At 44.4% G+C, this 24269-nt stretch carries 27 protein-coding genes, 2 tRNA genes and 1 riboswitch; of the genes, 22 read left to right on the top strand and 7 right to left on the bottom strand.

Annotated elements, in window-relative coordinates; all coding sequences use genetic code 11:
* The first annotated feature begins 241 nt into the window (after positions 1 to 241).
* Positions 242 to 1783 carry a degradosome RNA helicase CshA gene (gene cshA, locus DUK53_RS08135; protein WP_036091262.1) on the top strand — a complete coding sequence of 514 codons (1542 nt, stop codon included), beginning with the start codon at positions 242 to 244 and terminating at the stop codon, positions 1781 to 1783.
* A gap of 193 nt (positions 1784 to 1976) precedes the next feature.
* Here the strand turns inward: cshA and DUK53_RS08130 are convergent, their stop codons facing one another.
* Positions 1977 to 2216 (bottom strand): transposase, encoded by a 240-nt coding sequence (locus DUK53_RS08130; RefSeq protein WP_236637288.1) that lies wholly within the window; start codon positions 2214 to 2216, stop codon positions 1977 to 1979.
* Between the two features lie 230 nt (positions 2217 to 2446).
* Between DUK53_RS08130 and DUK53_RS08125 the strand changes: the two genes are divergently transcribed.
* The gene (locus DUK53_RS08125; protein ID WP_036091265.1) at positions 2447 to 3121 is read left to right on the top strand and encodes a hypothetical protein; all 675 of its coding nucleotides are present in this window, start codon (positions 2447 to 2449) and stop codon (positions 3119 to 3121) included.
* A 520-nt stretch (positions 3122 to 3641) separates the two neighbouring features.
* On the opposite strand, the gene DUK53_RS08120 is transcribed toward DUK53_RS08125, so the two are convergent.
* From DUK53_RS08120 to DUK53_RS08105, 4 genes are all read right to left on the bottom strand, one after another.
* Entirely contained in the window at positions 3642 to 4493 is an 852-nt protein-coding gene (locus DUK53_RS08120) for an aldo/keto reductase (protein WP_036091269.1), read from the bottom strand.
* 76 nt (positions 4494 to 4569) lie between these two features.
* On the bottom strand, positions 4570 to 4992 hold the full coding sequence (locus DUK53_RS08115; protein WP_036091271.1) for a MerR family transcriptional regulator: 423 nt from the start codon (positions 4990 to 4992) through the stop codon (positions 4570 to 4572).
* Between the two features lie 134 nt (positions 4993 to 5126).
* Positions 5127 to 7823, bottom strand: a complete 2697-nt coding sequence (locus DUK53_RS08110; RefSeq protein WP_036132875.1) for a YhgE/Pip domain-containing protein — start codon at positions 7821 to 7823, stop codon at positions 5127 to 5129.
* Positions 7824 to 7828: 5 nt separating this feature from the next.
* Entirely contained in the window at positions 7829 to 8320 is a 492-nt protein-coding gene (locus tag DUK53_RS08105; protein ID WP_036091275.1) for an RrF2 family transcriptional regulator, read from the bottom strand.
* 198 nt (positions 8321 to 8518) lie between these two features.
* Positions 8519 to 8563, top strand: a riboswitch (PreQ1 riboswitch).
* 10 nt (positions 8564 to 8573) lie between these two features.
* Between DUK53_RS08105 and DUK53_RS08100 the strand changes: the two genes are divergently transcribed.
* Positions 8574 to 9059 carry a QueT transporter family protein gene (locus DUK53_RS08100; RefSeq protein WP_036132873.1) on the top strand — a complete coding sequence of 162 codons (486 nt, stop codon included), beginning with the start codon at positions 8574 to 8576 and terminating at the stop codon, positions 9057 to 9059.
* A 54-nt stretch (positions 9060 to 9113) separates the two neighbouring features.
* On the opposite strand, the gene DUK53_RS08095 is transcribed toward DUK53_RS08100, so the two are convergent.
* Both DUK53_RS08095 and DUK53_RS08090 read right to left on the bottom strand, forming a co-directional pair.
* Positions 9114 to 9323 (bottom strand): hypothetical protein, encoded by a 210-nt coding sequence (locus DUK53_RS08095; RefSeq protein WP_036091278.1) that lies wholly within the window; start codon positions 9321 to 9323, stop codon positions 9114 to 9116.
* 81 nt (positions 9324 to 9404) lie between these two features.
* Positions 9405 to 9860: a hypothetical protein gene (locus DUK53_RS08090; RefSeq protein ID WP_036132870.1), complete on the bottom strand. Its 456-nt coding sequence runs from the start codon at positions 9858 to 9860 to the stop codon at positions 9405 to 9407.
* 219 nt (positions 9861 to 10079) lie between these two features.
* On the opposite strand from DUK53_RS08090, the gene DUK53_RS08085 reads away from it, so the two are divergent.
* The 19 genes from DUK53_RS08085 (at position 10080) to DUK53_RS07995 (ending at position 24249) form a co-directional block, all read left to right on the top strand.
* Positions 10080 to 10562 carry a PH domain-containing protein gene (locus DUK53_RS08085; protein WP_036091283.1) on the top strand — a complete coding sequence of 161 codons (483 nt, stop codon included), beginning with the start codon at positions 10080 to 10082 and terminating at the stop codon, positions 10560 to 10562.
* Positions 10555 to 12027, top strand: coding sequence for a PH domain-containing protein (locus DUK53_RS08080; protein ID WP_036091286.1), 1473 nt, complete (start codon positions 10555 to 10557; stop codon positions 12025 to 12027). Before DUK53_RS08085 ends, DUK53_RS08080 begins: the two co-directional genes overlap by 8 nt.
* 31 nt (positions 12028 to 12058) lie before the next feature.
* Entirely contained in the window at positions 12059 to 13447 is a 1389-nt protein-coding gene (gene hemG, locus DUK53_RS08075) for a protoporphyrinogen oxidase (RefSeq protein ID WP_036091288.1), read from the top strand.
* The gene (gene acpS, locus DUK53_RS08070; RefSeq protein ID WP_036091290.1) at positions 13444 to 13827 is read left to right on the top strand and encodes a holo-ACP synthase; all 384 of its coding nucleotides are present in this window, start codon (positions 13444 to 13446) and stop codon (positions 13825 to 13827) included. Before hemG ends, acpS begins: the two co-directional genes overlap by 4 nt.
* The gene (gene alr, locus DUK53_RS08065; RefSeq protein WP_036091292.1) at positions 13818 to 14915 is read left to right on the top strand and encodes an alanine racemase; all 1098 of its coding nucleotides are present in this window, start codon (positions 13818 to 13820) and stop codon (positions 14913 to 14915) included. The genes acpS and alr overlap by 10 nt, the downstream gene beginning before the upstream one ends.
* Before the next feature lie 216 nt (positions 14916 to 15131).
* A complete protein-coding gene (locus tag DUK53_RS08060) occupies positions 15132 to 15410 on the top strand; it encodes a hypothetical protein (RefSeq protein WP_036079655.1) in 279 nt (92 codons plus the stop codon).
* Positions 15411 to 15418: 8 nt separating this feature from the next.
* The gene (locus tag DUK53_RS08055; protein WP_036132951.1) at positions 15419 to 15763 is read left to right on the top strand and encodes a type II toxin-antitoxin system PemK/MazF family toxin; all 345 of its coding nucleotides are present in this window, start codon (positions 15419 to 15421) and stop codon (positions 15761 to 15763) included.
* A 312-nt stretch (positions 15764 to 16075) separates the two neighbouring features.
* Entirely contained in the window at positions 16076 to 16915 is an 840-nt protein-coding gene (locus DUK53_RS08050) for an RsbT co-antagonist protein RsbRA (protein WP_036091295.1), read from the top strand.
* A 4-nt stretch (positions 16916 to 16919) separates the two neighbouring features.
* Positions 16920 to 17276: an STAS domain-containing protein gene (locus DUK53_RS08045; protein ID WP_036073255.1), complete on the top strand. Its 357-nt coding sequence runs from the start codon at positions 16920 to 16922 to the stop codon at positions 17274 to 17276.
* 2 nt (positions 17277 to 17278) lie between these two features.
* On the top strand, positions 17279 to 17689 hold the full coding sequence (locus DUK53_RS08040; RefSeq protein ID WP_036091297.1) for an anti-sigma regulatory factor: 411 nt from the start codon (positions 17279 to 17281) through the stop codon (positions 17687 to 17689).
* A 15-nt stretch (positions 17690 to 17704) separates the two neighbouring features.
* The gene (locus DUK53_RS08035; RefSeq protein ID WP_036091299.1) at positions 17705 to 18718 is read left to right on the top strand and encodes a PP2C family protein-serine/threonine phosphatase; all 1014 of its coding nucleotides are present in this window, start codon (positions 17705 to 17707) and stop codon (positions 18716 to 18718) included.
* A 55-nt stretch (positions 18719 to 18773) separates the two neighbouring features.
* Positions 18774 to 19118, top strand: a complete 345-nt coding sequence (locus tag DUK53_RS08030) for an STAS domain-containing protein (protein ID WP_036091300.1) — start codon at positions 18774 to 18776, stop codon at positions 19116 to 19118.
* The gene (gene rsbW / locus DUK53_RS08025) at positions 19102 to 19575 is read left to right on the top strand and encodes an anti-sigma B factor RsbW (protein WP_036091302.1); all 474 of its coding nucleotides are present in this window, start codon (positions 19102 to 19104) and stop codon (positions 19573 to 19575) included. Before DUK53_RS08030 ends, rsbW begins: the two co-directional genes overlap by 17 nt.
* On the top strand, positions 19553 to 20359 hold the full coding sequence (gene sigB / locus DUK53_RS08020) for an RNA polymerase sigma factor SigB (RefSeq protein ID WP_036091304.1): 807 nt from the start codon (positions 19553 to 19555) through the stop codon (positions 20357 to 20359). Before rsbW ends, sigB begins: the two co-directional genes overlap by 23 nt.
* Positions 20360 to 20368: 9 nt before the next feature.
* A complete protein-coding gene (locus DUK53_RS08015; protein WP_036091703.1) occupies positions 20369 to 20971 on the top strand; it encodes a PP2C family serine/threonine-protein phosphatase in 603 nt (200 codons plus the stop codon).
* Between the two features lie 362 nt (positions 20972 to 21333).
* A complete protein-coding gene (locus tag DUK53_RS08010; protein WP_201740721.1) occupies positions 21334 to 23496 on the top strand; it encodes a Tex family protein in 2163 nt (720 codons plus the stop codon).
* A gap of 7 nt (positions 23497 to 23503) precedes the next feature.
* Complete coding sequence (locus DUK53_RS08005) at positions 23504 to 23962, top strand: SprT family protein (protein WP_036132949.1); 459 nt, start codon at positions 23504 to 23506, stop codon at positions 23960 to 23962.
* A 92-nt stretch (positions 23963 to 24054) separates the two neighbouring features.
* Positions 24055 to 24127: transfer RNA gene (locus DUK53_RS08000), tRNA-Asn, on the top strand.
* Between the two features lie 31 nt (positions 24128 to 24158).
* A tRNA-Ser gene (locus tag DUK53_RS07995) sits at positions 24159 to 24249 on the top strand.
* Positions 24250 to 24269: the final 20 nt, after the last annotated feature.

Raw genomic sequence — 24269 nt, 5'->3', positions numbered from 1 at the left:
GACTGTGGACTGAATCGATCGCTTGTCGGCGTTGATGTTTGCTCCCAGCCTCCATTATGTCGTGAATCATATGCTTGGTTTATCCAAGCTTTTCTATTGCAGAAAAATGAAATATGCGGGCGTTAGTTTCGAAGTATAACAACTTGCTTGCATTAACCAGATGAATTAAAACGATGAGTAAAGATGATGAAGATGAGAAAGTGCTCTCCCAAAAAAACTTATTTTTAAAGGAGAAATGACATTGACAAAGTTTTCGGAGTTCGGTTTAGATCCGCTAATTGTTAAATCAGTAAACAGAATGGGATTTGAGGAAGCGACCCCAATCCAAGAAAAAACGATTCCACTAGGTCTTTTAGGTAAAGACATTATTGGACAAGCACAAACAGGTACAGGTAAAACGGCAGCATTCGGTTTGCCACTTATCAACAAAATTGACACTAAAAAAACAGGCGTACAATCGCTAATTATCGCGCCAACACGTGAGCTTGCGATTCAAGTTTCAGAAGAGCTATATCGCTTAGCATCTGACAAACGCCTTCACGTTTTAGCGGTATATGGCGGTTCTGACATCAGTCGCCAAATCCGTTCATTAAAGAAAAATCCACAAATCGTTGTTGGTACGCCAGGACGTATTTTAGACCATATCAACCGTAAAACGTTGCGTCTAGAAAACGTGGAAACATTAGTATTGGATGAAGCAGATGAAATGCTAAACATGGGATTCATCGATGATATCGAGTCGATCCTAAAAACAGTTCCAGACGAGCGTCAAACGTTGCTATTCTCAGCAACAATGCCAAAACCAATCCAACGCATCGCAGAACGTTTCATGAAAAATCCGGAATTGGTACAAGTAAAAGCAAAAGAAATGACAGCTCTATTAATCGAGCAATTCTTCGTAAAAGTGAACGAAAGAGAGAAATTCGACGTTCTTTCAAGACTTTTAGACGTACAAGCACCAGAACTTGCGATCGTATTTGGTCGTACAAAACGCCGTGTTGACGAAGTATCTCGCGCGCTTGACATGCGTGGCTATGTTGCAGAAGGTATTCATGGTGATTTGACCCAAGCGAAACGTATGAGCGTATTGCGTAAGTTTAAAGAAGGAAAAATCGACATCCTTGTTGCGACAGATGTAGCAGCACGTGGTTTAGATATTTCTGGCGTAACACACGTTTATAACTTCGATATCCCGCAAGATCCAGAGTCATATGTCCATCGTGTTGGACGTACTGGTCGTGCCGGCAAAGAAGGTATGGCAGTAACATTCGTATCACCACGTGAAATGGGTTACCTAAAAATCGTGGAAGATACTACGAAAAAACGCATGACACCACTTCAACCACCAACATGGGACGAAGCATTCGAAGGTCAATTGCGCGTAGCTACTGAAAAAATTAGCGATATTGTTCGCGAAGACAGCCTAGCTGACTATAAAGTAGTAGCAACGAAATTACTAGAAGAATACGATCCAACAGATATCGCAGCAGCAATGTTGAAACTGTTATCAAAAGAACCAGACCAAACACCAGTCCACATTTCCGAAGAACGTCCATTACCTCATCGCGGAGGAAAAGGCGGAGGCGGTAAAGGCAAAGGTGGCGGTGGCTATCGCGGCAAAGGCGGCTATCGTGGCGGCTCTGGCGGTGGAGATCGCAAAGGCGGAGGCGGCGGTTATCGCGGCAAAGGCGGTTCAGGCGCTGGAAATGGCGGCGGACGTCGTTACAGCAACGATCGCAAAGCTGGCTCTGGCGGCGGAAACAAAGGCGGCAACGCTAAATAATAAAACCAAACTCCGAATTAGTTGTTATCAGCTGATTCGGAGTTTTTTTTGTATGTTTTTCGTTAGAGAAATACCTTCTTAGAAATATGTTTGTAACAAAACTATATGGATTATGAATGTTTTATGGCTCTTTGTCAATTGTTGAGGTAAAATATCGAGGCCAAGCTAGGGAAACAATAGCCTGTGCCTCTTTTTAGCCTACAGAAATGTCAAAATTTTTGATAAAGTGCTGGGCAAGTATCTTGGCGCGGAATCGTGAAAAGTCACGGTAGCCATAAGAAGTACGTTTGATAACCTTGGTTCGGTTGTTGATGCCTTCTACGAAGCCATTGGATAAGTGTGGGTAAGGCATTGATAATTTCTGTTTCCCAGCGTTGAAAAGTGCCGATAGCTTGGATGAATTCTGGAAGTTGCTTGTCTTGTACGAGTTGATAGAAATATAGAGAAGTAGTGAGTAACAAACGTGATTTCATATGTGTATGGTAAAGTAGTCATACCTGTTGCTCATAAATAAACAAAAAACAGAGTAAGATTATAATAAGTAATGAGATATCGTACTAAAATTTAATACTTGTAGTTACAAAAATTTTAATATTGGCTTAAGGACCAGTTAATATTTTCTAGGTATACTAAGATGTATTAAGAAGAAAGGTGGTAAATTAGATGACAAAAATATTTAAATCTTTACTAGTAATTTTAATGTTTTCTGGATCCTTGTTTTCAAGCACACTTTCAGTAAAGGCAGAAACAAACTCAGCAGGTGACAAGTTGACAATTGATCCACTTGTTTCAGGAATTCATTATATTTCTGGTAATCAACAACCTGGAGCAGCATCCTATGCTATTTATGTAAATGGAAGGTATATTCAGCAAGTTCCAGCTCCATTATCAGGCCGCTACACAACAAAAACATTGTATACCAATCCCTTATCATTAAATGCTGGCGATGTTGTGGAAGTGATAGCTCGTACAGAAGGGGACGGAGTATATGTTCCTTTTAAAGAAATTGGTTCTGCTAAAACGACCGTAACACAGGGTGTAGTAGCTCCATTGCCAGAGCCCGGAACCGATTTTTCAATCGATCCATTAATTTCAGGAATTCATTATATTTCTGGTAATCAACTACCTGGAGCAGCATCCTATGCTATTTATGTAAACGGAAGGTATATTCAGCAAGTTCCAGCTCCATTATCAGACCGCTATACAACAAAAACATTGTATACCAAGCCTTTATCATTAAATGCTGGCGATGTTGTAAAAGTTGTCGCTAGAACAGAGGGTGATGGTGTTTATGTACCGTTTAAGGAGATTGCATCTGTAGAAAGAATGGTCCAGTAATAAATACTTTGTATGTAAAAGTACAAGTACGCGGGTAGAGTACCTTAAACTTGAAATGGGATATATTTTTACTACCTAAAAAAATTTCCTCCCAAACTTGATGTGCACCCCAAAAGTTAGACCAAAAATCTAAATTTAGGGGTGTTTTATTATGGTGAAATATATCATAGAAGAAACTCGATTTACAAAAGATTCTAAGTATTATAGTCAGAATATTACGTAATGTCCGATTTACTCGGAGATGCTGGTTCTACCCCTATTCGGAATCTGGGATAGTGTTGCTTGAAACTGGGAATGAATATTTACTTTTTTTACAAGATTATGAGGGCTCACCTTCTAGTATTGTCAACCCTACACAAGGAATGTATGTGGAAGAGAATGGGGCATACGTAGCGCCAGAGCAGGCTGAAACTAGTATTGAAATAAGCGAATCAAAATTAGAAGAACTTGAGAACTAAAAATAAAGCTTAGTACCACGGTGAGGTTTTGCCTCAATCATGTGATACTAAGCTTTTCTTTGTTAAACGCCCATTTTCCGGCTCGCCATCCAGCGAATCATTTCTGGATCGGCGTGCGAGAAGAACTGGCTTTCTCCTTCATTTAGCGTCGCGATTTCCTGTTTATCCGCATCTGTCAACGCAAAATCAAAGACATCGAGGTTTTCCTGCATTCGTTCAGGTTTCACGGATTTCGCTAAGACGATGATGTCCTGTTCCACCAGCCAGCGAGTAATCACTTGCGCGACGGATTTGCCGTATTTTTCACCGATTTTCACGAGAATTGGGTTGTGGAAAATATCGTTTTTACCTTCCGCGAACGGTGCCCAGGCTTCTGGCATGATGCCTTCTGCTTTTAGCGCCGCGATATTTTGCGTTTGTTGTTGGAATGGATTGATTTCGATTTGGTTGACTTGTGGCGTAACTTTGTTGAATTCAGCTAAGTCCACAGCCCGATCCACTGCAAAATTGGAAATCCCGATGGCGCGAATTTTTCCTTGTTCTTGTAATTCTTCCATGGCTCGCCAAGCACCGTAAACGTCGCTGTACGGTTGGTGAATCAGCAGTAAATCAATGTAGTCCAAGCCAAGGCGTTGCAACGAGCGATCAAATGAGGAAAGAACACCGTCGTAGCTAGCGTTTTCGACCCAAATTTTTGTTGTGATAAACAGCTCTTCGCGTGCGACGCCGGATTTAGCGATGCCACGACCAACCGTCTCTTCGTTCATGTAACTTTGCGCGGTGTCGATGTGACGATAACCGGCTTGGATCGCTTCCTGCACAGCCGTTTCTGCTTGCTCAGGGTCCGTAATTTGAAACGTTCCAAATCCTAAAATCGGTATTTCCACACCATTGTTCAATGTAACAGTTTTCATGCATAACTCCTCCTAGATTTTAGTGATAGCTCTCATGCTAACTATAAACCCTGAAGTGCACTCCATAGCAAATATTTTAGTCCTGTTTTCGTTCCCAGAGTTTTTCGATGTTCTCCGCGTTCAGTTCACCTGTTTTAAATTTCGCGATATGTTCGTCGTACGTTTCGATTTTATAGACGAGCAAATCGCGCACTTGGTTCATTTCGGCTAGTTTGTCGTCCAGTTCTTTCAACTGATCTCGCAAAACTTGTTTTTGAGCCTCTTCGACATTTTGCGTTTCACGTAATTGGGCGAGCGTAGCAAATTCGATGAGGGATTCCACGGAAAGACCGGCTCTGCGCAAATTTTTCGCGAGGTAAATCCAGTTCAAATCGCTCGTCGCATAATCCCGATAGCCACTCGCATTGCGATGAACTGGGGGAATAACGCCAACTCGTTCGTAATAACGCAGCGTATCGACGGTTAACTCAAACATATCCGCCGCTTGCTTAATATTCATCTTTGTTCACCTCCGAATGATACTTTCATTATAAACCTTGGAGTTAGGACAAAGGCAAGGAAGAACCTCCGATACGCAAAAAATACCGCAAAACCTGGCATGTTAAAAGAGCCGGATTTTCGCGGTATTTTGGGTTATACTGTTTGTTCTTGTAATGTTGTCACTGGGAAGCGTTTGTTTTTTCTGATCGTTAGTGTCAGGATGAGTAGGGCGTTGAATAGGACAATCAAGCCGACTAATACCCACGCGCTGACGACGAAAAGATGATTTCCTAGTCCTGATGAGATCGCTTGACGGAAGCCGTAAACGGAATGTGTCATCGGTAGGAATGGGTTAAGCGCGTTGAAGAATCCGTCTGTGAGTGGCATTGGGAATGTTCCACCACTTGCGCCGAGTTGTAGCACGAGGATGACCATCGCAATGAAGCGACCTGGGTTTCCGAATGCTGTTGCGAGTAGCATAACAAGGAACATGAAAGTGAGCGACGTCAAAATCGAGATTAGGAAGAAGTCTCCTAAATGTGCCACTTCAAGGCCGAGCGCTAACATCACGAAATCAAGAATCAATGCTTGTAAAATCGCGGCAACAAAGCCAATCGAGAATTTACTTAACCACCATGATACGCCAGATGATGGTGTCATCGATGGGCGACGAATTGGGAAGATAAAGTTAAATACCAATGCGCCGACATATAGGCCAAGTGATAGGACGTAAGGAGCTAAACCGTGTCCGTAGTTTGGTACGTTGCTTAGTTTTTTCTCGGTGAGGTCGGTTGGTTGTGCGATCATGTCATACGTTTTCGATGAAGGATCGATTTTGCCGACTTCCGCTGCGCCGTCTTTTAGTTTGGTTGCTAGTTCGCTTGTGCCGTCGTTTAGTTTCACGAGATTAGAGGCGATGGTTGCTGATCCGGTTGCGAGTTTGCCTGAGCCGTCGCTTACTTGTGTCGCGCCACTTGCAAGGGCATTGGTTCCGTTGATGAGTTCTGGTAAACCGCCTGCTAGTGTGTTTGTTCCGTTTGCGAGAGCGGATGAACCTGCGAGTAAGGCTGGGTTGTTCTCGGCTAATTGGGTTGCGCCGCTGCTCGCTTGGTTGATGCCGTCATGCACGGTGCCAACGCCGTTCGTGTAGGTTTGCAAACCGCTGTTTAATGTGTCAGAACCTGCTGCGAGTTGCGATACGCCACCGACTAGGGCGGGAACGCTATTGTTCAACGTGGCTGTTCCGGATGCGAGTTGGTTGCTTCCTGATACGGCTGAATCAAGACCTGCTTTTAAGGCTGCTGATCCGTCTAAAATGCTATTGTTAGCAACGAACGCGCTGCGGATGGTGTCGTAGCCTTGGATTGCTTGGACTGCGACAGGGATGCCGACCGATGCTTTGCTATCTAGTTCCGCAACGCCAGCTTTTAATGTACCTAAGCTTCCTGCCACGGGTTGTAATTTATTTTGTAAAATGTCTGCGGTACTGGATAAATTAGCGCCGAGTTTTTGTGCAATAGCTACTTGTTGTCCAGCTTGTTTCGTTAATTCTGTGCCGAGCGCGTCTGTGATTTCTTTTTGTTGTGCTGGTGTTAGGCTTTGGAACGCGCTCGTACTAGCAACGGCGGTCGTTGTGTTTTTGCCGTTATTTTGGATGGAAGTGCCTAGATCGGTGATGGCTGTTTCCATTGTTTTTAAATTGGTTTGTAATGTTTTCATCGAAGCACTTAGGTCGCCGCCTGCTTGTAGGGACGAGTTAATCGTGTTGATGCCGGCTTTCATCGCGTTTAATCCGGATGTTAGTTCTTTAACGTTGTCCGCGGTTGGAAGTCCGTTCGCCAATTTGTTAAGACCAGCGTCTAACTTGGTGCTTCCGGCTTGTAATTTTTGCAAACCGTTGTTTAGGGATTGTTGGCCGTTGTTTAGTTCGGGAACTTTGGCGGCAAGTGTTTCTGTGCTTGCGTTTAGCGTGCCGAGTCCTTCTGCTAATTTACCGCTTCCGGCAAGTAGGGCAGGGGAGTTCGCGTTTAGTTGCGCCGTTCCATCTTGCAATTTTCCCAGACCTGATTGGACTTGTGACACGCCAGCCGTATATTGGCCGAGTGAGCTGTTTAGTTTGCCAGCGCCGGCGTTTAATTTGTCCACGCCATCTGCTACCGTTGTGCCGAGCGCTACGTTGATTTTATTCGCGCCATCTGCCAGTTTCGGCGTACTTGCTGCGAGTTCGTTTAGTTTTGCAGTCAGTGTTTTACTGCCGTCTTTCAACTGAATCGTGCCGTCGTCGATTTTTTTAGAACCGTCCGCGGCTGTTTCGAAGCCATCGCCAACTTTTGCTATCTGTGAAAAAATGGCTTTGGCATAGCTTTCCGTTACTTTTTTCGAAATTTTGGCGTTGACGGCTGATGCGCCTTGGCCAGTGACGACTTCCCCGATATAGTTCTGCGCGGGGTTGATTTCATAAGAAAGATTCATTTTTTTAGGTGTCGCATCAAGAACGGTAGAGGCATTTTTGGAAAAGTCTTTCGGAATCGTGATGACCATGTAATACTTGCCGTCTTTTAAACCTTTATTGGCGGTTTTCGCATCAAGAAAATTCCAGTCTAAATCGTTATTTTTCTTCAGTTCTTTGACGAGTTCATTCCCGACATCGAGCTCTTGGCCTTCGTAATTCGCCACTTGGTCTTCATTGACGACCGCAACAGGAAGCTCACTTGTTTTGCCGTACGGGTCCCAAACAGATTTCAGGAAAACGCCGCCGTATAAAATCGGGATAAACATAATAACGATCGTCGAAACGAGCAGGATTTTGTTGTTTAAAAGTCGTTTCCATTCTTGCTTTAACATATTCATAAAACTCACTCTTTCTCCTTTTGATTGCTTAGATTCATTGTGTTCCAGTTAAGTACTGGTATTTCGGATTGTTCCATCGTGCGTTTCAGTAAGTCTGCGGCTGTTTGTTTAGATAAGTAGTCGCGAATCAGGTCGTTGGCGCCGTTAAAAACATCATGTAACACCGCTTCCCCTTTAGAAGTGTGCTCGCCATCGCGGAAAACTTTGTTGATTAGGCCTGTATCTGGATAAATCGAAATTGGGCCTTCCATCGATTCCACGACTTCCAGCAACGTGATTTGCTCCGGGCTTTTCGCTAGTGAAAAACCGCCGTTATTGCCTGGCACGGAGCGGATAATATTCTGGACAACGAGTTTGCGCATAATCTTCTTTAAATAGGAAGGAGATACTTGCAAATGCTCACTAATCGCGTCGGATGCTAGCGGATTGTGGTTATCCTGGGTTGACAGCAGAACGATAATACAAATCGCTTGCTCTACGCCTTTCGTTAATTGCATACTCGAGTTCACCTCCCTTTCATTATGGATATAGTTTATCGCTATTGAAAATAAATTCATCATGGACAACCAAAGTCTATAATTGAATTTACACCCATTTACGAAAAAAAGCAAGTACTTTATCATAAGATATCGCTTACTTGCGAAAAAAGTTGAAATGACCTTGATATAGCGGGGTTTTTAAGGTAACATAGATGAGAAAACGTAGTTCGAAACCATCCTACGTAAAAAAACTAAGGGGAGCTCATATAAAATGAAAATAAAAACGTTGACGGTAAATGCGATCGTTGCGGCGCTTTATGTTGTCGTGACTTTGGTTGTGGCACCTTTCGGGTTTACGAATATTCAATTTCGTTTGTCGGAGATGTTCAATCATTTAATCGTGTTTGATAAGAAATACTTTTTTGGAATTGTAGTTGGGGTATTGATTGCGAATTTCTTCTCGCCACTCGGTTGGTATGACTGGGTATTTGGTGTCGGGCAGTCCGCGATTTCGCTAGCCATCGTTATTTTGCTAAGTCGCTATGTGGCGAATGTGAAGGTACGAATGGTCCTGACGACGCTTGTTTTCTCTGTGACGATGTTTATCATTGCTTGGGAACTGGCGCTAGTTTTAGAATTTCCGTTTTTGTATACGTGGCTAACACTGGCTATCAGCGAATTCATCGTTTTAGCTGTCGGTGCACCGATTATGTATTACATCAACAAACGCATCGATTTCAAGAAAATTATCAATTAGAACGTCAAAAGCATGATGACAAGTCGTTAAATCGCGACTGTTATCATGCTTTTTTTATGATCCGCTTAATTTCTTAATAAACCAATCTTTCTGTTCTTCTACGAGCTCTGAGAACGGATCACTTACATTTTCGACGGTAGTTGCTTCTATATAGTCCGTTTTTAATTTGCTGGCCGTGTCTTTTACATCAGGTCGTGTGAGTAAGATACTGACACCCAATGCAATCAGGAAACATAAGGCACCAAATCCGATTTTCTTTTTCAAGGCTGTCCATCCCTCCAGTAGTGGTTAAGTCCATACTACAGGATAAAGGTGAGATGAAAATGAAAATCGTGGGAGAGTTTTCTAAGAATGTGTTCTTCTTGAGGAGGAAAGTGATGTTTCGGTGATTCTTGGCACGACTTTATGCTTGGGTTCCGGTGTTGTTTTGATCGTTATTGGATAGGAAGTACTGACGCTTGCTTTTGTTGTAACGGTTAAAATGAGCTGATTTGTCTCTTGTAATGGATTGATAGATAGTTCTTGATCGCGCGTGTAGTCTGTTGTTTTCACATAGATAGAACCGCTGCGAATGCTCACTTTGGCGTCTTCATCCGTGGTGAACATGATAGTAGCCGTATTTCCACTCACTAAAATATATGGGTTTGCCGCTGTATATGTGTCAATTTCGAACATTTCCATGAAGTCATTGGCGCTGTCATCGGAAGTAGTAGGACTTGTTGTGGCCGCGTTTACTGGCATATGTATGCTCGTTGAAAAGAATAAAATAAATAATAGGAATCCATAAAATCGTTTTTTCATGCTTACTACCACCTTTCTATCTCTCATTATAAAACGGATAAATGAACAAACTGTGAACGAAAAACGACTAGTTTAAGAAGTTTTGATTGGAAACTAAGTATACACAAAATCGAGAAATAAGGGGATAAATATGCTTGGTTCCTATGCAAAATAGCAGGGGATAAAGCTTTATTTTTCAACGGGTTTCAGGTATTATTAAAAGAAAAGGGAGGGCGTTTTATGGAACTTGAGAATTTAGCGCAGAAATTACCAGAGAAGATTAAAACAGTGTGGCGTCAAGGGTATGCGATTGCCATTTTGATATTTTTAGCGATATCGATTGGAGCGGCGATTTTATTTTATGCCATTGATGTGTCACTTTGGTGGAGCGCGATTGGCTTTGCGTTTACGATTTTATATTTTGTGTTGACATTTTTCTTGATTGTACCTTTTCGTTGGGCAAGGTGGAGTTATCAAATTCGACACGACGAGATTGAGATTCAACATGGGATTATTTTTAGAAGTCGGGTGTTGATTCCGATGATTCGGGTGCAGCATGTGGAGACGGATCAGGGACCATTGCTACGGAAGCAGAAGTTAGTTAGTGTGTCCATTTCCACTGCGGCGACGGTACATACGATTGAGGCTGTCCAAGCGGAGGAATCGGATGCGCTCAGACACCATATTTTAGAGCTTGTAAAGGTGGCGAAAGAAGATGTATGAAGATAGACGTCTGCATCCGATTGCGCTTATTAAGGAATTAATTGTTAGTGTGAGACAGAGCATTATCCCGATTGCTGTTGTTATTTTTGCGGTGTTTCGGAATTTGAATGACACGGGGATATTATCGTGGTGGATGTATCCGCTACTCGTGATTGCTTTGATTATTTTGTTATTAGCGCCTGCCTTGATCAAGTATTTTACATACCGTTATCGCATGGATGATAAGGGGATTCGCGTGAAGTACGGCCTGTTTTTTAAGAAAAATATTTTTATCCCATACGAGCGAATTCAGACGGTTCAGCAGAAGCAATGGTTTTTCTATATGCCGTTTCATGTCGTTCAAATTCTAATTGAAACAGCTGGTGGTGGGAAAGCCGAGGCAGATTTGAGCGCAGTTCCGGCAAGCGTGGCACAGGAATTGAAGGATTTACGCGCTGGAAAAGTCGCGGAATTGGCGGAAGAGGAGAGCGTAGAAACGGCAGAAATTCCTGTTGTCGAGGAAAAGAATGCGAAACCACTGCTTACATTTCAGTTAGAGGTCAAGGAGTTATTGCTTATGGCGGTAACATCGGGTGGCGTCTTTGGGATTTTCTTCATCATCTTGGCATTCGGTCAGCAATTCCGTGACCTTATTCCAGCCGATTTTGTGGAAGAGCAGTTCGATACGATACTTCGTTATGGCGTGTTAATCCTTGTTATCATTGGATTTGTCGTGTTACTTATTCTTTGGGGAGTCGCGATTGTCGCTACGCTATTCAAGTATTTCCAGTTCAAGCTCATGAAGTTCGACGACCATATCGTCATTGAAAAAGGACTACTGCAACGGGAGCATACGTCGATTGCATTTGAGCGGATTCAATCTGTTAAATTAATCGAGTCGCCGCTTCGTCAAATGCTCAAGTTGGCATCGGTGCGTGTTGTGACAGCAGGAAGTTCGGGAGATGATGAGCATTCTGGTGACATTCTGATTTTGCCGATTGTGAAAAAAGCGAAGGCACTTGAGATATTACCGCAGTTTCTGGAGGATTATCAATTCCCAATAGAAAAGCTAGAGCGAGCGCCAAAAACGAGCTTGAGACGGTTTTTCTTTATTAATCTGATCTGGACGATTCCTGTCATTTTACTCGTCAGCATTTTACTGTTCCCATGGGGATTATTCAGCTTGTTATTGGTGCCATTGTTTACTTGGAAAGCGTACGCGGCGTATCGTGCCACAGGCTTTTACACGACGGAGACCGAGCTTGTGATGCAAGGGCGTGCTTTCATTTCTAGACAGACGAATTTCATGCTAAAGCGTCGCGTTCAATCGGTGGACTACGCGCAAAGTATTTGGATGAAAAAAGGGAATGTTGTTCACTTTACAGTACTTTTGAAGTCGGGGCAAACGCATTTGAATGCAGGCGTGCACTACATTGCTCAGCAAGATGCGAACCGACTGTATCATTGGTATCAGCCATCAAAATAAGAAAGCTTTATTTAGAAAGAAGGAACCTATTATGAAAAAAGTCATCATTATCGGCGGCGGTCTCACTGGATTATCCGCAGCGCATTATATCAATAAGCAGGCAAGTCAGGAAGCGGTGGACTGGCAGTTATTCGAGTCAGATGACCATTTTGGCGGGAAATTCCATACGGTGCATCGCGACGGTTTTATCATTGAAAAAGGTCCGGATTCTTTTTTAGCACGTAAGCCTGCGGGACTGGCGCTTGTTGAGGAATTGGGATTGACGGATCAATTGATTACGAATGCGACGGGAAAATCGTATATTTATCATGACGCGGCGTTACACCCGATTCCAGAAGGTTCTGTGATGGGGATTCCGACAGATATTCGGGCGCTTTTAGAGAGTGATTTATTAACGCAAGACGGCAAAATCAGAGCGTTAGAGGAATTGATGCTGGATTCGAACGTGACAGATGAGGACCAGTCGATTGGTGACTTTTTTGAGCAACGTTTTGGTAAAGAGATGGTTGTTCGCTTAATTGAGCCGCTACTTGCTGGCATTTATGCGGGAAACATTTATGAGATGAGTCTGCGCGCTACGTTTCCGCAGTTTGAGCAGGTGGCGAAGGAACATCGGAGTTTGATGTATGGGTTGAAGAGTCATCGACCGGAGACGGTGAATACGACTGGAACGGCTAAAACAATAGGGGCTTTTCGGACGCTTTCTGGTGGTTTATCGACGCTAACGGACGCTTTGGTGGATTCTCTTCCAGCGGAGCGATTGCATGCGAGTACGAAAGTGAAGGCGATTGAGAATACGACGGTTGTTTTGGAGAGTGGCGAGCGGATTGTTGCAGATGCGATTATTATTGCTGCGACGCATGATGTGGTGCTTTCTTTGCTTGATACGCCGGCTGTTAAACCACTAGCGGAGCAACCGATGACAAGTTTGGCGACGATTTCGCTGGCTTTTGATAAGGCCGCAGTTCCGGAGATTCCAGAGGGCACGGGCTTTTTGGTAGCAAGAACGGGGGATTATAATATTACGGCTTGCACATGGGTACATGAAAAATGGCCGCATATGGTGCCAAAAGGGAAAATTTTGCTTCGCGGGTTTCTGGGAAAAGCAGGACAAGTTGGGTTATTAGACCAAACAGATGAGGAAATGGCAAATAAAGTGCAGGCGGACCTGAGAGAAATGATTGGGCTCACAGGGGAACCACTATTTTATGAAGTAAGCCGAATGAAGGAAGCAATGCCGCAATATACGGTGGGACATCAAGAGCGACTCGCGTTTGTGGAGAAAGAGTTGAAGCATAGCCATCCGACTGTGTTCTTAGCGGGGATGTCGTATCGTGGCGTAGGAATTCCAGACTGTATTCAGGCTGGGAAAGCAGCGGCAGATGAGGCGTGTCAACTTTTGGAGCAGGTGATGCCATGATAAAGGGTGTCGGGTTAGATATGATTGATTTAGATCGTGTGGAGAAGGTTTTGGAGCACAATCCGCGGTTTGTGGAACGCATTCTGACGGATGAGGAGCAGAAGTTGCTCGCTAAGTATAGTGGTTCGCGCAAGGTGGAGTTTTTGGCGGGACGTTTTTCTGCGAAGGAAGCCTATGCAAAGGCGAACGGGACGGGATTTGGGAAGGATCTCAGTTTTACGGATGTGGAAATTTTGACATTGCCGAATGGGCGGCCGATTTTAACGAAGCCAAAGCGTTTGGATGAGCAGGTTTTTGTCAGCATTACGCATACGGGGAGAAGTGCTGCAGCGCAAGTCATCATTGAAGAAATAGATCGGGGGCGGAAAGAATGGCAGTAACAGGATGGCATCGCCCGACTTGGGCGGAAGTGGATCGTGCGGCGATCAGGGCTAATATTCAGAATGAGCGGACGCATTTACCAGAGAATGTAGCTTTGTTCGCTGTTGTTAAAGCGGATGCGTACGGGCACGGGATGGTGGAAGTCGCAAAAACAGCGAAGGAAGCTGGTGCCAAAGGTTTTTGTGTTGCGATTTTGGATGAGGCTTTGGCGTTGCGAGAAGCGGGATTTGATGATTTTATTTTGGTGATGGGGGCAGTTCCGCAGGCGTTTGCAGGAGTTGCCGCGCAAAAACGGATTGCCGTTACAGTTTTTGACATCGAATGGTTAACCGGATTAGCGCCGTTACCAACGAATCTGGATGTTCATTTGAAAGTGGATACGGGCATGGGACGGTTAGGATTGCGTTCTATGGAAGCAGTGCGTGAGATAGAGGCGGAGATCGCTAAACGAGAGGACATCACGATAGAAGGTATTTTTACACATTTCGCGACGGCGGATCAATTGGAAACATCCTATTTCGAGAAGCAACTGGCTTGTTTTCGGGAGGTTGTAGGTTCGATGGAGGTACGCCCGACTTTAGTACATTGTGCGAATAGCGCTACGGCTTTATTGCATGAGCAGGCGGATTTTGATGCGGTGCGTTTCGGGATTTCGATGTATGGATTAACGCCGTCACCGGAAATTGTTCCTGCTTTACCGTTTGAGCTACGCCCAGCTTTATCGCTATACACGGAAATGGTGCAGGTGAAGGAATTGATGCCTGGAGATCATGTGAGCTACGGCGCCACGTATGAAGCGGAAGAACGTGAATGGGTTGCGACATTGCCTGTTGGTTACGCGGACGGTTTTATACGTGCGTATTCAGGATTTCAGGTGTCGGTGGATGGTGTTTTGATGCCGGTTATTGGTCGGGTTTGTATGGATCAGTGTATCATTAAATTACCGCGCGAATATCCAGTTGGGACAAAAGTGACGCTCATTGGTGGGCCAAACTCGGCAGACGTTGCGGCAAGCCACTTGAACACGATTAATTATGAAATTACATGCCTTATTTCGGAACGAGTACCAAAAAAATACATCAATTGAGGGTTTTTTACGTGCATAGTTTTTGATTAGGAATTATAATGAGAAAGTACACACCATATTTCCTAACCCTTAGGTATTCAGTCTAGCCTAAAAGATAGGGAATCAGGTCTAATAGCGTATTTTTAGTGAAAAACACTCCGAAAAGCCTTTCAATCGCGCGTCTATAGTGTTACGATATACATGTTATGGAGTAATACACAGCTGGGGGTGTGACGCGTGTTAGAAAAGACAGACACGACAGAAATCTGGGTAGAAATGACGCAGCAGGTATTGGACGACTTAGATGAGGCTCGGGCAAAAGAAAAAATGGGGCGGAGTGAAATGATTATGGAAGCAACACAACAGTTTTTACGTCAAAGAAAAGCACGCGATTTGCGTGACGAAATGGAACGTGGGTATACTGAAATGGCTTCTATTAACTTTTCGATTGCATGTGAATGTACACATGTAGAATCGGAAGCCGAGGATAAAAATTTACAAGTTTTAGGAGGATGAATGAGCCGATGGTGAAGCGTGGGGATGTTTACTACGCGGACTTATCTCCTGTTGTTGGAAGTGAACAAGGGGGAATACGGCCTGTTCTCGTTATTCAAAACGATATTGGCAATCGATTTAGTCCTACTGTCATCGTGGCGGCAATTACGGCAAAGATTTCTAAAGCCAAATTGCCGACTCACGTTGAGGCAGTTCGAAAACATGGTTTTGATCGTGATTCTGTTATTTTGTTAGAACAGGTGAGAACGATTGATAAACAACGCTTGACGGACAAGATTACGCATTTGGACGATAACTTGATGAATCAGGTAAACAAGGCGTTAGAAATTAGCATGGGCTTAGTAGATTTTTAAAATTGCGAATATTTATGAGTAGTAGAGCGGATGTATCTTTTACATAATTGATGATTAGGGACGGCTTTACTAGGTGAATGATGAGTCAGTACGTGAAGGTTTCGCGAAGATTCAAAGGAACAAAAAAAGAATTACATATTAGATGTTACTTGAGTTTAGAATATAATGTCTGGCTTTTAGTACCCGACATGAGAAAAGCTTCTTAGGCTGTGGCAAACCCCATTTTGCTCCCCCCCTTGCTTTTCTTGTGTCTCTTTTTTTTAGAAAGATTAGACTAGGCTTCAATCAAGGAGAAAGGTTGGAAATAGAGATATGTATAGAGATTTTGCGAATTTTATCCATACAAACAAAGATGTGTTGCTAGGTAAGTGGATGGAACAGATGAAGGAGCAGGCGGACCCAGCAATTCTACTGGTGACGAGTGATATTCTATATGAGGATACAAGTCGCGAATTTTTAGATTTGATTGTTGCTAATGTGCTGGGGACGAAAGATGGTTCCTTTAATGAAAAACTGGATGACTTCGCGCAAAAAGTGGTGCATCTCGGTTGGTCGGTTCATTTTGTGACGGCGGGCTTGCGAACGTTTGGGCTTCTGGTGTATAGCGAAATGAAGCGGCAAGGGTTGTTTAGTACTGTGAAAAAGAATGCGGATGAGGATATTTATTATCATTTTGAGAATTGGTTATCCTCGATGTATAATGTGGTTGTGAACGCGTATGCCGATTCTTGGGAGAAGACGGTGTCGATTCAGAAAACGGCGTTACAGGAGCTTTCGGCACCGCTTTTACCGATTTTTGATGGGATTTCGGTGATGCCGCTTATTGGAACGATTGATACGGAGCGGGCGAAGCTGATCATGGAGAATTTGCTGATTGGCGTCGTGAAGAATCGCTCGGATGTTGTGCTGATTGACATTACCGGGGTTCCAATTGTGGACACGATGGTGGCGCATCACATTATTCAAGCCAGTGATGCGGTCAGGTTGGTGGGATGCCAAGCGATGCTCGTTGGAATCAGACCGGAGATTGCGCAGACGATTGTGAATTTAGGGATAGAATTAGATCAAGTTATCACGACGAGCACGATGAAAAAAGGCATGGAGAAGGCACTCGCGATGACGAATAGAGAGATTGTAGAAAAAGAGGAGTGAGAGAATGGGAATTCCGATTTTGAAATTGGGAGAATGTCTATTAATTTCCATCCAGAGTGAACTCGATGACCATACGGCGGTAGAATTCCAAGAGGATCTGCTTGCCAAAATCCATGAAACATCTGCAAGGGGAGTCGTGATTGACATTACGTCGATTGATTTTATTGATTCCTTCATTGCAAAAATTTTAGGCGATGTTGTCAGCATGTCTCGATTGATGGGAGCGACAGTGGTTGTGACGGGAATCCAGCCGGCAGTTGCGATTACATTGATTGAGCTTGGTATTACATTCGAAGGTGTCCTTTCCGCGATGGATCTAGAAAGCGGTTTGGAAAAATTAAAACAGGAATTGGGGGAATAGAGATGGAATTCCAATCCTGTGTCAAGATTATCAATGAGTGGGACATTGTCGCCGCTCGCCAGTTAGGACGAAAAGTATCGAAGGAAATCGGTTTTGGTACGGTGGACCAAGCAAGAATCACGACGGCAATTAGTGAGCTTGCGCGAAATATTTTTCTCTATGCGGGAACTGGAGAGATATGTATTGAAAAGGTAGCAGAAGCAGGAAAAGACGGGCTGAAAATTATAGCGAAAGATAAAGGCCCAGGAATAAAAGATGTCAGACAAGTGATGCAAGATGGTTACACAACATCTGGTGGTCTGGGTGCAGGTTTGCCAGGCGTGAAGCGGTTGATGGACACGTTTGATTTAGTATCTAACGTGGAAGAAGGGGCACAGGGAACCATTATTACAACACATAAGTGGGTCCGCTAGGGGGGACGACGCTAGATGGAAGATAGGGAGATTAAGGAATTTAAAGAGAAATATCGTGACATTATGCTGAAATACTTAGAACATCAAGATGAAGAAATATTGTATTCATGCGAAAGATTGACGCGTGAAGCGATGGAAAATCGGGTGGCGCCAGAGGAAGTGGTGAATCTGCATCGCTCGATTTTAGAGGAATATGATGCGGATTTGCCGGAATATGTCTCTTCTTCGTTTGACGTGTTACTTGAGATGATGGTCGGCTACGGGCTGGCGCACATGGAGCATCTTAGCTTGCGGACGGAGCAGATAGCGCTTCGGCGTGAAATTGCGCAGGCTGAGGACATGCAAAAAACGATGATGAAATCGGACATCCCGATGGTTAAAGGCCTTGAGGTTGGTGCGGTGAGCGTGCCGATGCGTCAGATGAGTGGTGATTTTTACAGTTTTACGAATGAGGGCGAGGATAAAATCAGTGTGACGCTTGCGGATGTGATTGGAAAAGGTATTCCAGCGGCGTTTAGTATGTCGATGCTGAAATATGCAGCGGATAGCTATGGCGGTGATACGAAGACGCCGAGTGAGATGTTGCAGAATCTGAATGCAGTGGCGGAAACGAACATTGCGGATAATATGTTTATTACGATGTTTTATGGGTTGTATGACACGGCGCACCACTTGTTTGAATTTGCGTCGGCGGGGCATGAAGTGGGACTGTATTTTAGCGCAAAAACGCGACAGTTTACCGATTTGTATGCGCGTGGTTTACCGCTTGGTATTGATCGCAGCGCTACGTATCGTGCTTTTGAGAAGGAAGTGGAGTTGGACGATATGATTTTTATTATGTCGGATGGTGTGACGGAAACGCGGACAGCGGATGGATTCATTGAACGTGAGGATTTGATTGCTGTTTTTGAAGAGCGCATTGATTTGCCGCCTCAGAGGTTGGTTAAGGAGGTGTATGATCACTTGTGTAAAGTCCAGGACTATGAATTGCGCGACGATTTTACACTCATTTGTTTAAAACGTGTTTAGGGTAATGGTATTCAGGGTAAGTATTCTGGATATACAAAATGGGCGAGGTGAAATGATGAATATCAAAGTAGAGATCAGAGAAACTGATAGTAATCATGCGAAAGTAGTTGTGGGTGGCGAGATTGACGCGTACACGGCACCGAAATTAAAAGAGGCCTTGAGCGAGTTTGTGGATCAAGATAATTTCAAGTTACAGATTGATTTAGCTGGTGTGAGTTACATGGACAGCACGGGTTTAGGCGTTTTTGTTGGCCTGTTTAAAAACTTGCGTGCGAAGAAGAGTGAATTGGAATTGGTTGGATTGTCGGATCGTATTTATCGTTTATTCGAGATTACTGGTTTGACTGATATTATTGAAATCAAAAATGTAGAGGGTGAAATGAATGGCAACAATGTATGACACGATTGAGCTAAAAATTCCGGCAAAACCTGAGTTCGTAAGCTTAGGACGATTAGCAGTATCAGGCGTCGCAAGCCGAATCGGATTTTCTTTTGAAGCAATTGAAGATTTGAAGATTGCGATTAGTGAAGCGATCACGAATGCTGTAAAACATGCTTTTAGTGAAGAGGATAGTGGTGAAATTCAGATTACTTTCTCCATTTATGAAGATAAGTTAGAGGTGCGTGTCACGGATGAAGGCAAGAGCTTTGATCTCGAGAAGCGCAAGGCTGAAATTGGCCCGTATGAAGAGGAAAGCGATGCGGATATGTTGCGCGTTGGAGGGTTAGGTTTATTTTTAATTGAGGCATTGATGGATGATGTCGAGCTGCATTATGATAACGGAGTTTCGGTTGTTATGACTAAATATATAGAGGAAAAGCAGGTGGAGGGGAATGCCAAAATTATCTCGACCTGAGGAACTAGCGGCAAGAGAAGAAGCCCGTGAGAAGGCCAAAGAAAAGGTCTACAAATGGATTAGTGATTACCAAGAAACCGGCGATGAGGAAGCGCAATATGAGCTTGTTGTTCACTATAAGAATTTGGTGGAATCCATTGCCCGCAAGTATTCTCAAGGTAAATCATTTCATGAAGATTTAGTGCAGGTTGGAAATATCGGTTTGCTAGGTGCGATTCGCAGATATGATGCAACGTTCGGTAAGAGTTTCGAAGCGTTTGCGGTACCAACGATTGTCGGGGAAATCAAGCGCTTTTTACGAGATAAAACTTGGAGTGTTCACGTGCCACGTCGGATTAAAGAACTGGGTCCGAAGATAAAAAACGCGGTGGAAGAGTTGACGCGCGAACTGCAACGCTCACCACAAATTAGCGATATCGCGGATTTTATCGGTGCGACAGAAGAGGAAATTTTAGAAGCTATGGAAATGGGCAAAAGTTATCAGGCTTTGTCTGTGGATCATTCGATTGAGGCGGATTCGGACGGAAGCACAATCACGCTGCTGGATGTTGTTGGCGGCGAGGACGATGGTTTTGAACGAGTGAATCAGCGGATGTTGCTGGAGAAGGTATTGCCAGCGCTAGATGAGCGGGAGCAGAAAATTTTGCAATATACGTTCATTGAGAACCGCAGTCAAAAAGAGACCGGTGACTTGCTGGATATTTCGCAGATGCACGTTTCGCGGATTCAGCGCCAAGCGATTAAGAAGTTACGCGCGGCATTGCAAGATGAGGATTTAGAATAGATGCAGGCGATGTGGCAGTCGGATTTAGACACGGAAATCTATGTTTTCCAGCGTGCAAAACACTTACAGCGACATTGTGGTGATCAATTTTTTATAAAAGAAGACGCGTCGGGAATTCTCTGCGCACTAGTGGATGGCCTTGGAAGCGGTAAGGAAGCCGAGAAGGCCGCAAAAGCGGTTGTGGAAGCTATTGATGCGAATAGCTCATTAAAGTCACTAGCGGACATCGTGGCGCGCTCTAACGAAGCAGTAGCTGGACTACGAGGCGCCGCGATTGCGATTTGGCGAACAGATTGGGCTAAGCAAAAACTGATTTATTGCGGAATTGGGAATATCCGATTTTTTATGGTAGGAGAAGACGACGAGTTGGTCTATCCGATATCATCGACAGGATTTCTATCTGGAAGAAGGCAAAAAATTCGGACACAAGAATTCAGCTACCGCCCAGGCTCCAGATTCTTGATGCACTCCGATGGCTTGACATTAGCAGGGATAAAGAAATACCTCTACGCGAGCGCCAACATAGAAAACACAGGCCACTGCATTGAGAGCAATGTTGTTGAAGTGCCGGAAGATGATGTGACTTTTTTGATGGGGAAAATGAAGTGCTGAGGAAGCCCGTTAGACCCGAAAAAATTTGTTAGGGGCCGCAGTGAAAACCCGTTCTTGGTTTTTGCGGAGGGCACGAAAATTTCGAGGGTCTGGCTTCCGAAGCCGGATCAAATGAAGTGCTGAAAGAGCCCGTTTAACCTCGACAGAATGCAAGGAACGAATGCTCACTCTGTTCGTACTCGTATTGAGGCTCTAAATTGGCAAGTGATGCCTCATAAGAGCTACAACATACTGATACTCTAAGGATTTATCCACTCAACCCAGTCGATAAATCCTTATTTCCTTATGCTCGTGATTCCCCCTCAACCCCAATTTCTATGGTACAATACAAACAGATGAATTTTATGGAGGCAAAGATAAAAATGGAAGAAATTTTAAAACTAGTACATAAATCACTACCATATCGCCCAAACCAGATTAACGCGGTTATTGGCCTACTAAACGAGGGAAATACCGTGCCGTTTATCGCGCGTTACCGGAAGGAAATGACTGGTAGCCTGGATGAGGTCGAGATTCGAAATATTGAAGAACGTTACGCGTATGTGGAAAAATTGGAGCAGCGCAAGGAAGAAATTTTACGATTGATTGAGGAGCAGGGCAAGCTTACGGAGGATTTGGCGGCGGCGATTACGAAGGCGGAGAAACACCAAGCGTTGGAGGATTTATATCGCCCGTACAAACAGAAGAAGCGTACGAAAGCAACGATTGCTAAAGAAAAAGGCTTGGAACCCTTCGCGACTTGGCTGCTGACATTCCCGCAGTCAGGGGACGTGATGGCGGAAGCGGCAAAATATATCTCCGCGGAACACGAAGTAGCGACGATCGAGGATGTCTTTTTAGGGGCGCATGAAATTATCGCGGAAGTCATTTCAGACGAGCCGACATACCGAAAATGGATTCGCGAATTTACTCGGAAATTTGGCATGATGCAATCGGTCGGTAAAAAGGTCGAACTGGATGAGAAATCGGTGTACGAGATGTATTACGACTACCAAGAAATCATCGGAAAAGTGGCGAGTCACCGCGTGTTGGCTTTCAATCGTGGCGAAAAAGAGGACATCTTACGCGTTTCGGTCGTGGTAGATCCGCTTAAAATCATCGAATATCTACGCAAACAGGTGATTAAGAAACCTGGATCAATCGCGGAAAGCTATGTGGTGACGGCGTTAGAGGATGCATACAAGCGCTTTATCGGCCCAGCCATTGAGCGTGAAATTCGTGCGGAATTGACGGAAGCCGCGGAGGAGCAGGCGATTCATATTTTTGCGGAGAACTTGCGTAAATTACTTTTGCAACCGCCGTTGAAGGGAAAAATCATCTTAGGACTGGACCCGGCGTATCGGACGGGATGTAAGCTGGCATTGCTTGATAAAACGGGGAAAGTGTTGACGATCGACGTGATTTATCCACATCCGCCTCAAAATAAAAAAGCAGACGCGAAGCAAAAAGTATTGCAGTTGATGAAGGCGTACGATGTCGAAGTTGTGGCGATTGGAAACGGAACGGCGTCACGCGAATCCGAGCAATTTATCGCCGAACTAATCAAGGAAGAGAGCTTGAACGCGTATTATTGTATCGTGAATGAAGCTGGGGCTAGCGTTTATTCCGCGAGTGACATTGCGCGCGAAGAGTTTCCAGATTTCCAAGTCGAACAACGAAGCGCGGTTTCCATCGGACGTCGCGTACAAGATCCACTTGCCGAACTCGTAAAAATCGATCCGAAATCCGTCGGTGTAGGGCAATACCAGCATGATGTGGCGCAAAAACAACTCAATGACACGCTGACATTTGTCGTTGAAACAGCGGTAAACCAAGTTGGTGTCAACGTGAACACGGCCTCGGCGTCTCTTTTGCAATATGTCGCTGGTTTGAATAAAACGGTGGCGGGGAACATTCGCAAATACCGCGAGGAAAATGGACCGTTCGCATCACGCAAAGAACTCAAAAAAGTACCGCGTCTAGGCGCTAAATCATATGAACAAAGTATCGGATTCTTGCGTATTTTGGAAGGAAAGCACCCGCTTGACGCCACGGCAATCCATCCAGAAAGCTACGCGACAGCAGAGAAAATCGTTGTTTCGGCTGGATTCCAATTGACAGATCTCGGTTCACAGGAGCTGAAAAAAGCATTGGAGCAGTTCAGCCTAACCGAGATGGCAGCAGAGCTTGAAGTCGGAAAAGAGACGCTTCAGGATATCGTGGATTCGCTCGTGGCTCCAGGACGCGATTTGCGTGATGAGCTCGATGCACCACTTTTGAAGCAAGATGTTATTTCGATGGAAGATTTGAAAAGCGGGATGGAGTTGCAAGGAACGGTGCGGAATGTCGTTGATTTCGGGGCTTTTGTCGATATCGGAGTGAAGCAGGATGGGCTCGTTCATATTTCGAAGCTGAGCAATTCTTTCGTCCGCAAGCCGATGGATGTTGTTTCGGTGGGCGATATTGTGACGGTTTGGGTGGATGATGTCGACCAGAAAAAAGGCCGGATTTCGCTGACGATGCTGAGTCCAGATCAAGGGAAGTAAGCAGATGATGACAGAACAAGAGTTGCAGCGGCATATGGAACGCGTGTCGTTGCAATTTTTCCAAAAAAGGTTCCAGCACCAAGCCCGCTTTAATCAGCGCCTGCGCACGACTGGTGGGCGTTATTTGTTACAGAGTCACGATATCGAAATGAATCCGCGGTATCTGGAGAATTTCGGCTTGGATTATTTCATCGGGATTATGAAACACGAGCTGTGTCACTATCACCTACACCTTGAGGGAAAAGGCTACCAACATCGTGATGCGGATTTTCGAGCACTGCTTGCAAAAGTCGATGCCCCGCGGTTTTGCCAAGCGATTCCGACGACGCAAAAAATGCACCGCTACACGTGTTTATCATGCCAAACAGAATTTCTACGCAAGCGCCGCTTCGATGTGAAAAAATACCGTTGTGGCCGCTGTAATGGACGATTGGCGTATAAGAATGAAGAACTTGTGAACAGGTGAAAAATTGTTTTAGTGAAATAACCAGATAAAGCTTGATTTTTTCAGTATTCCTGCTTATAATGTAAAGAGTCAGCAAAACAAAATGACGCTATTCCACAGTAGCTCAGTTGGTAGAGCAATCGGCTGTTAACCGATCGGTCGCAAGTTCGAGTCTTGCCTGTGGAGTTCTTTTTATGCGAGCTGACGATTCAAATATGGGGAAGTACTCAAGTGGCTGAAGAGGTGCCCCTGCTAAGGGTATAGGTCGTTAACGCGGCGCGAGGGTTCAAATCCCTCCTTCTCCGCCATATTATAAACTTTCAAAACG

It is taken from the genome of Listeria sp. SHR_NRA_18, from assembly GCF_003856515.1.
GTDB classification, from domain to species: domain Bacteria; phylum Bacillota; class Bacilli; order Lactobacillales; family Listeriaceae; genus Listeria_A; species Listeria_A newyorkensis.
Note: the sequence above shows the minus strand (reverse complement) of the source record. Positions and strands in the feature narration are given on the sequence as shown.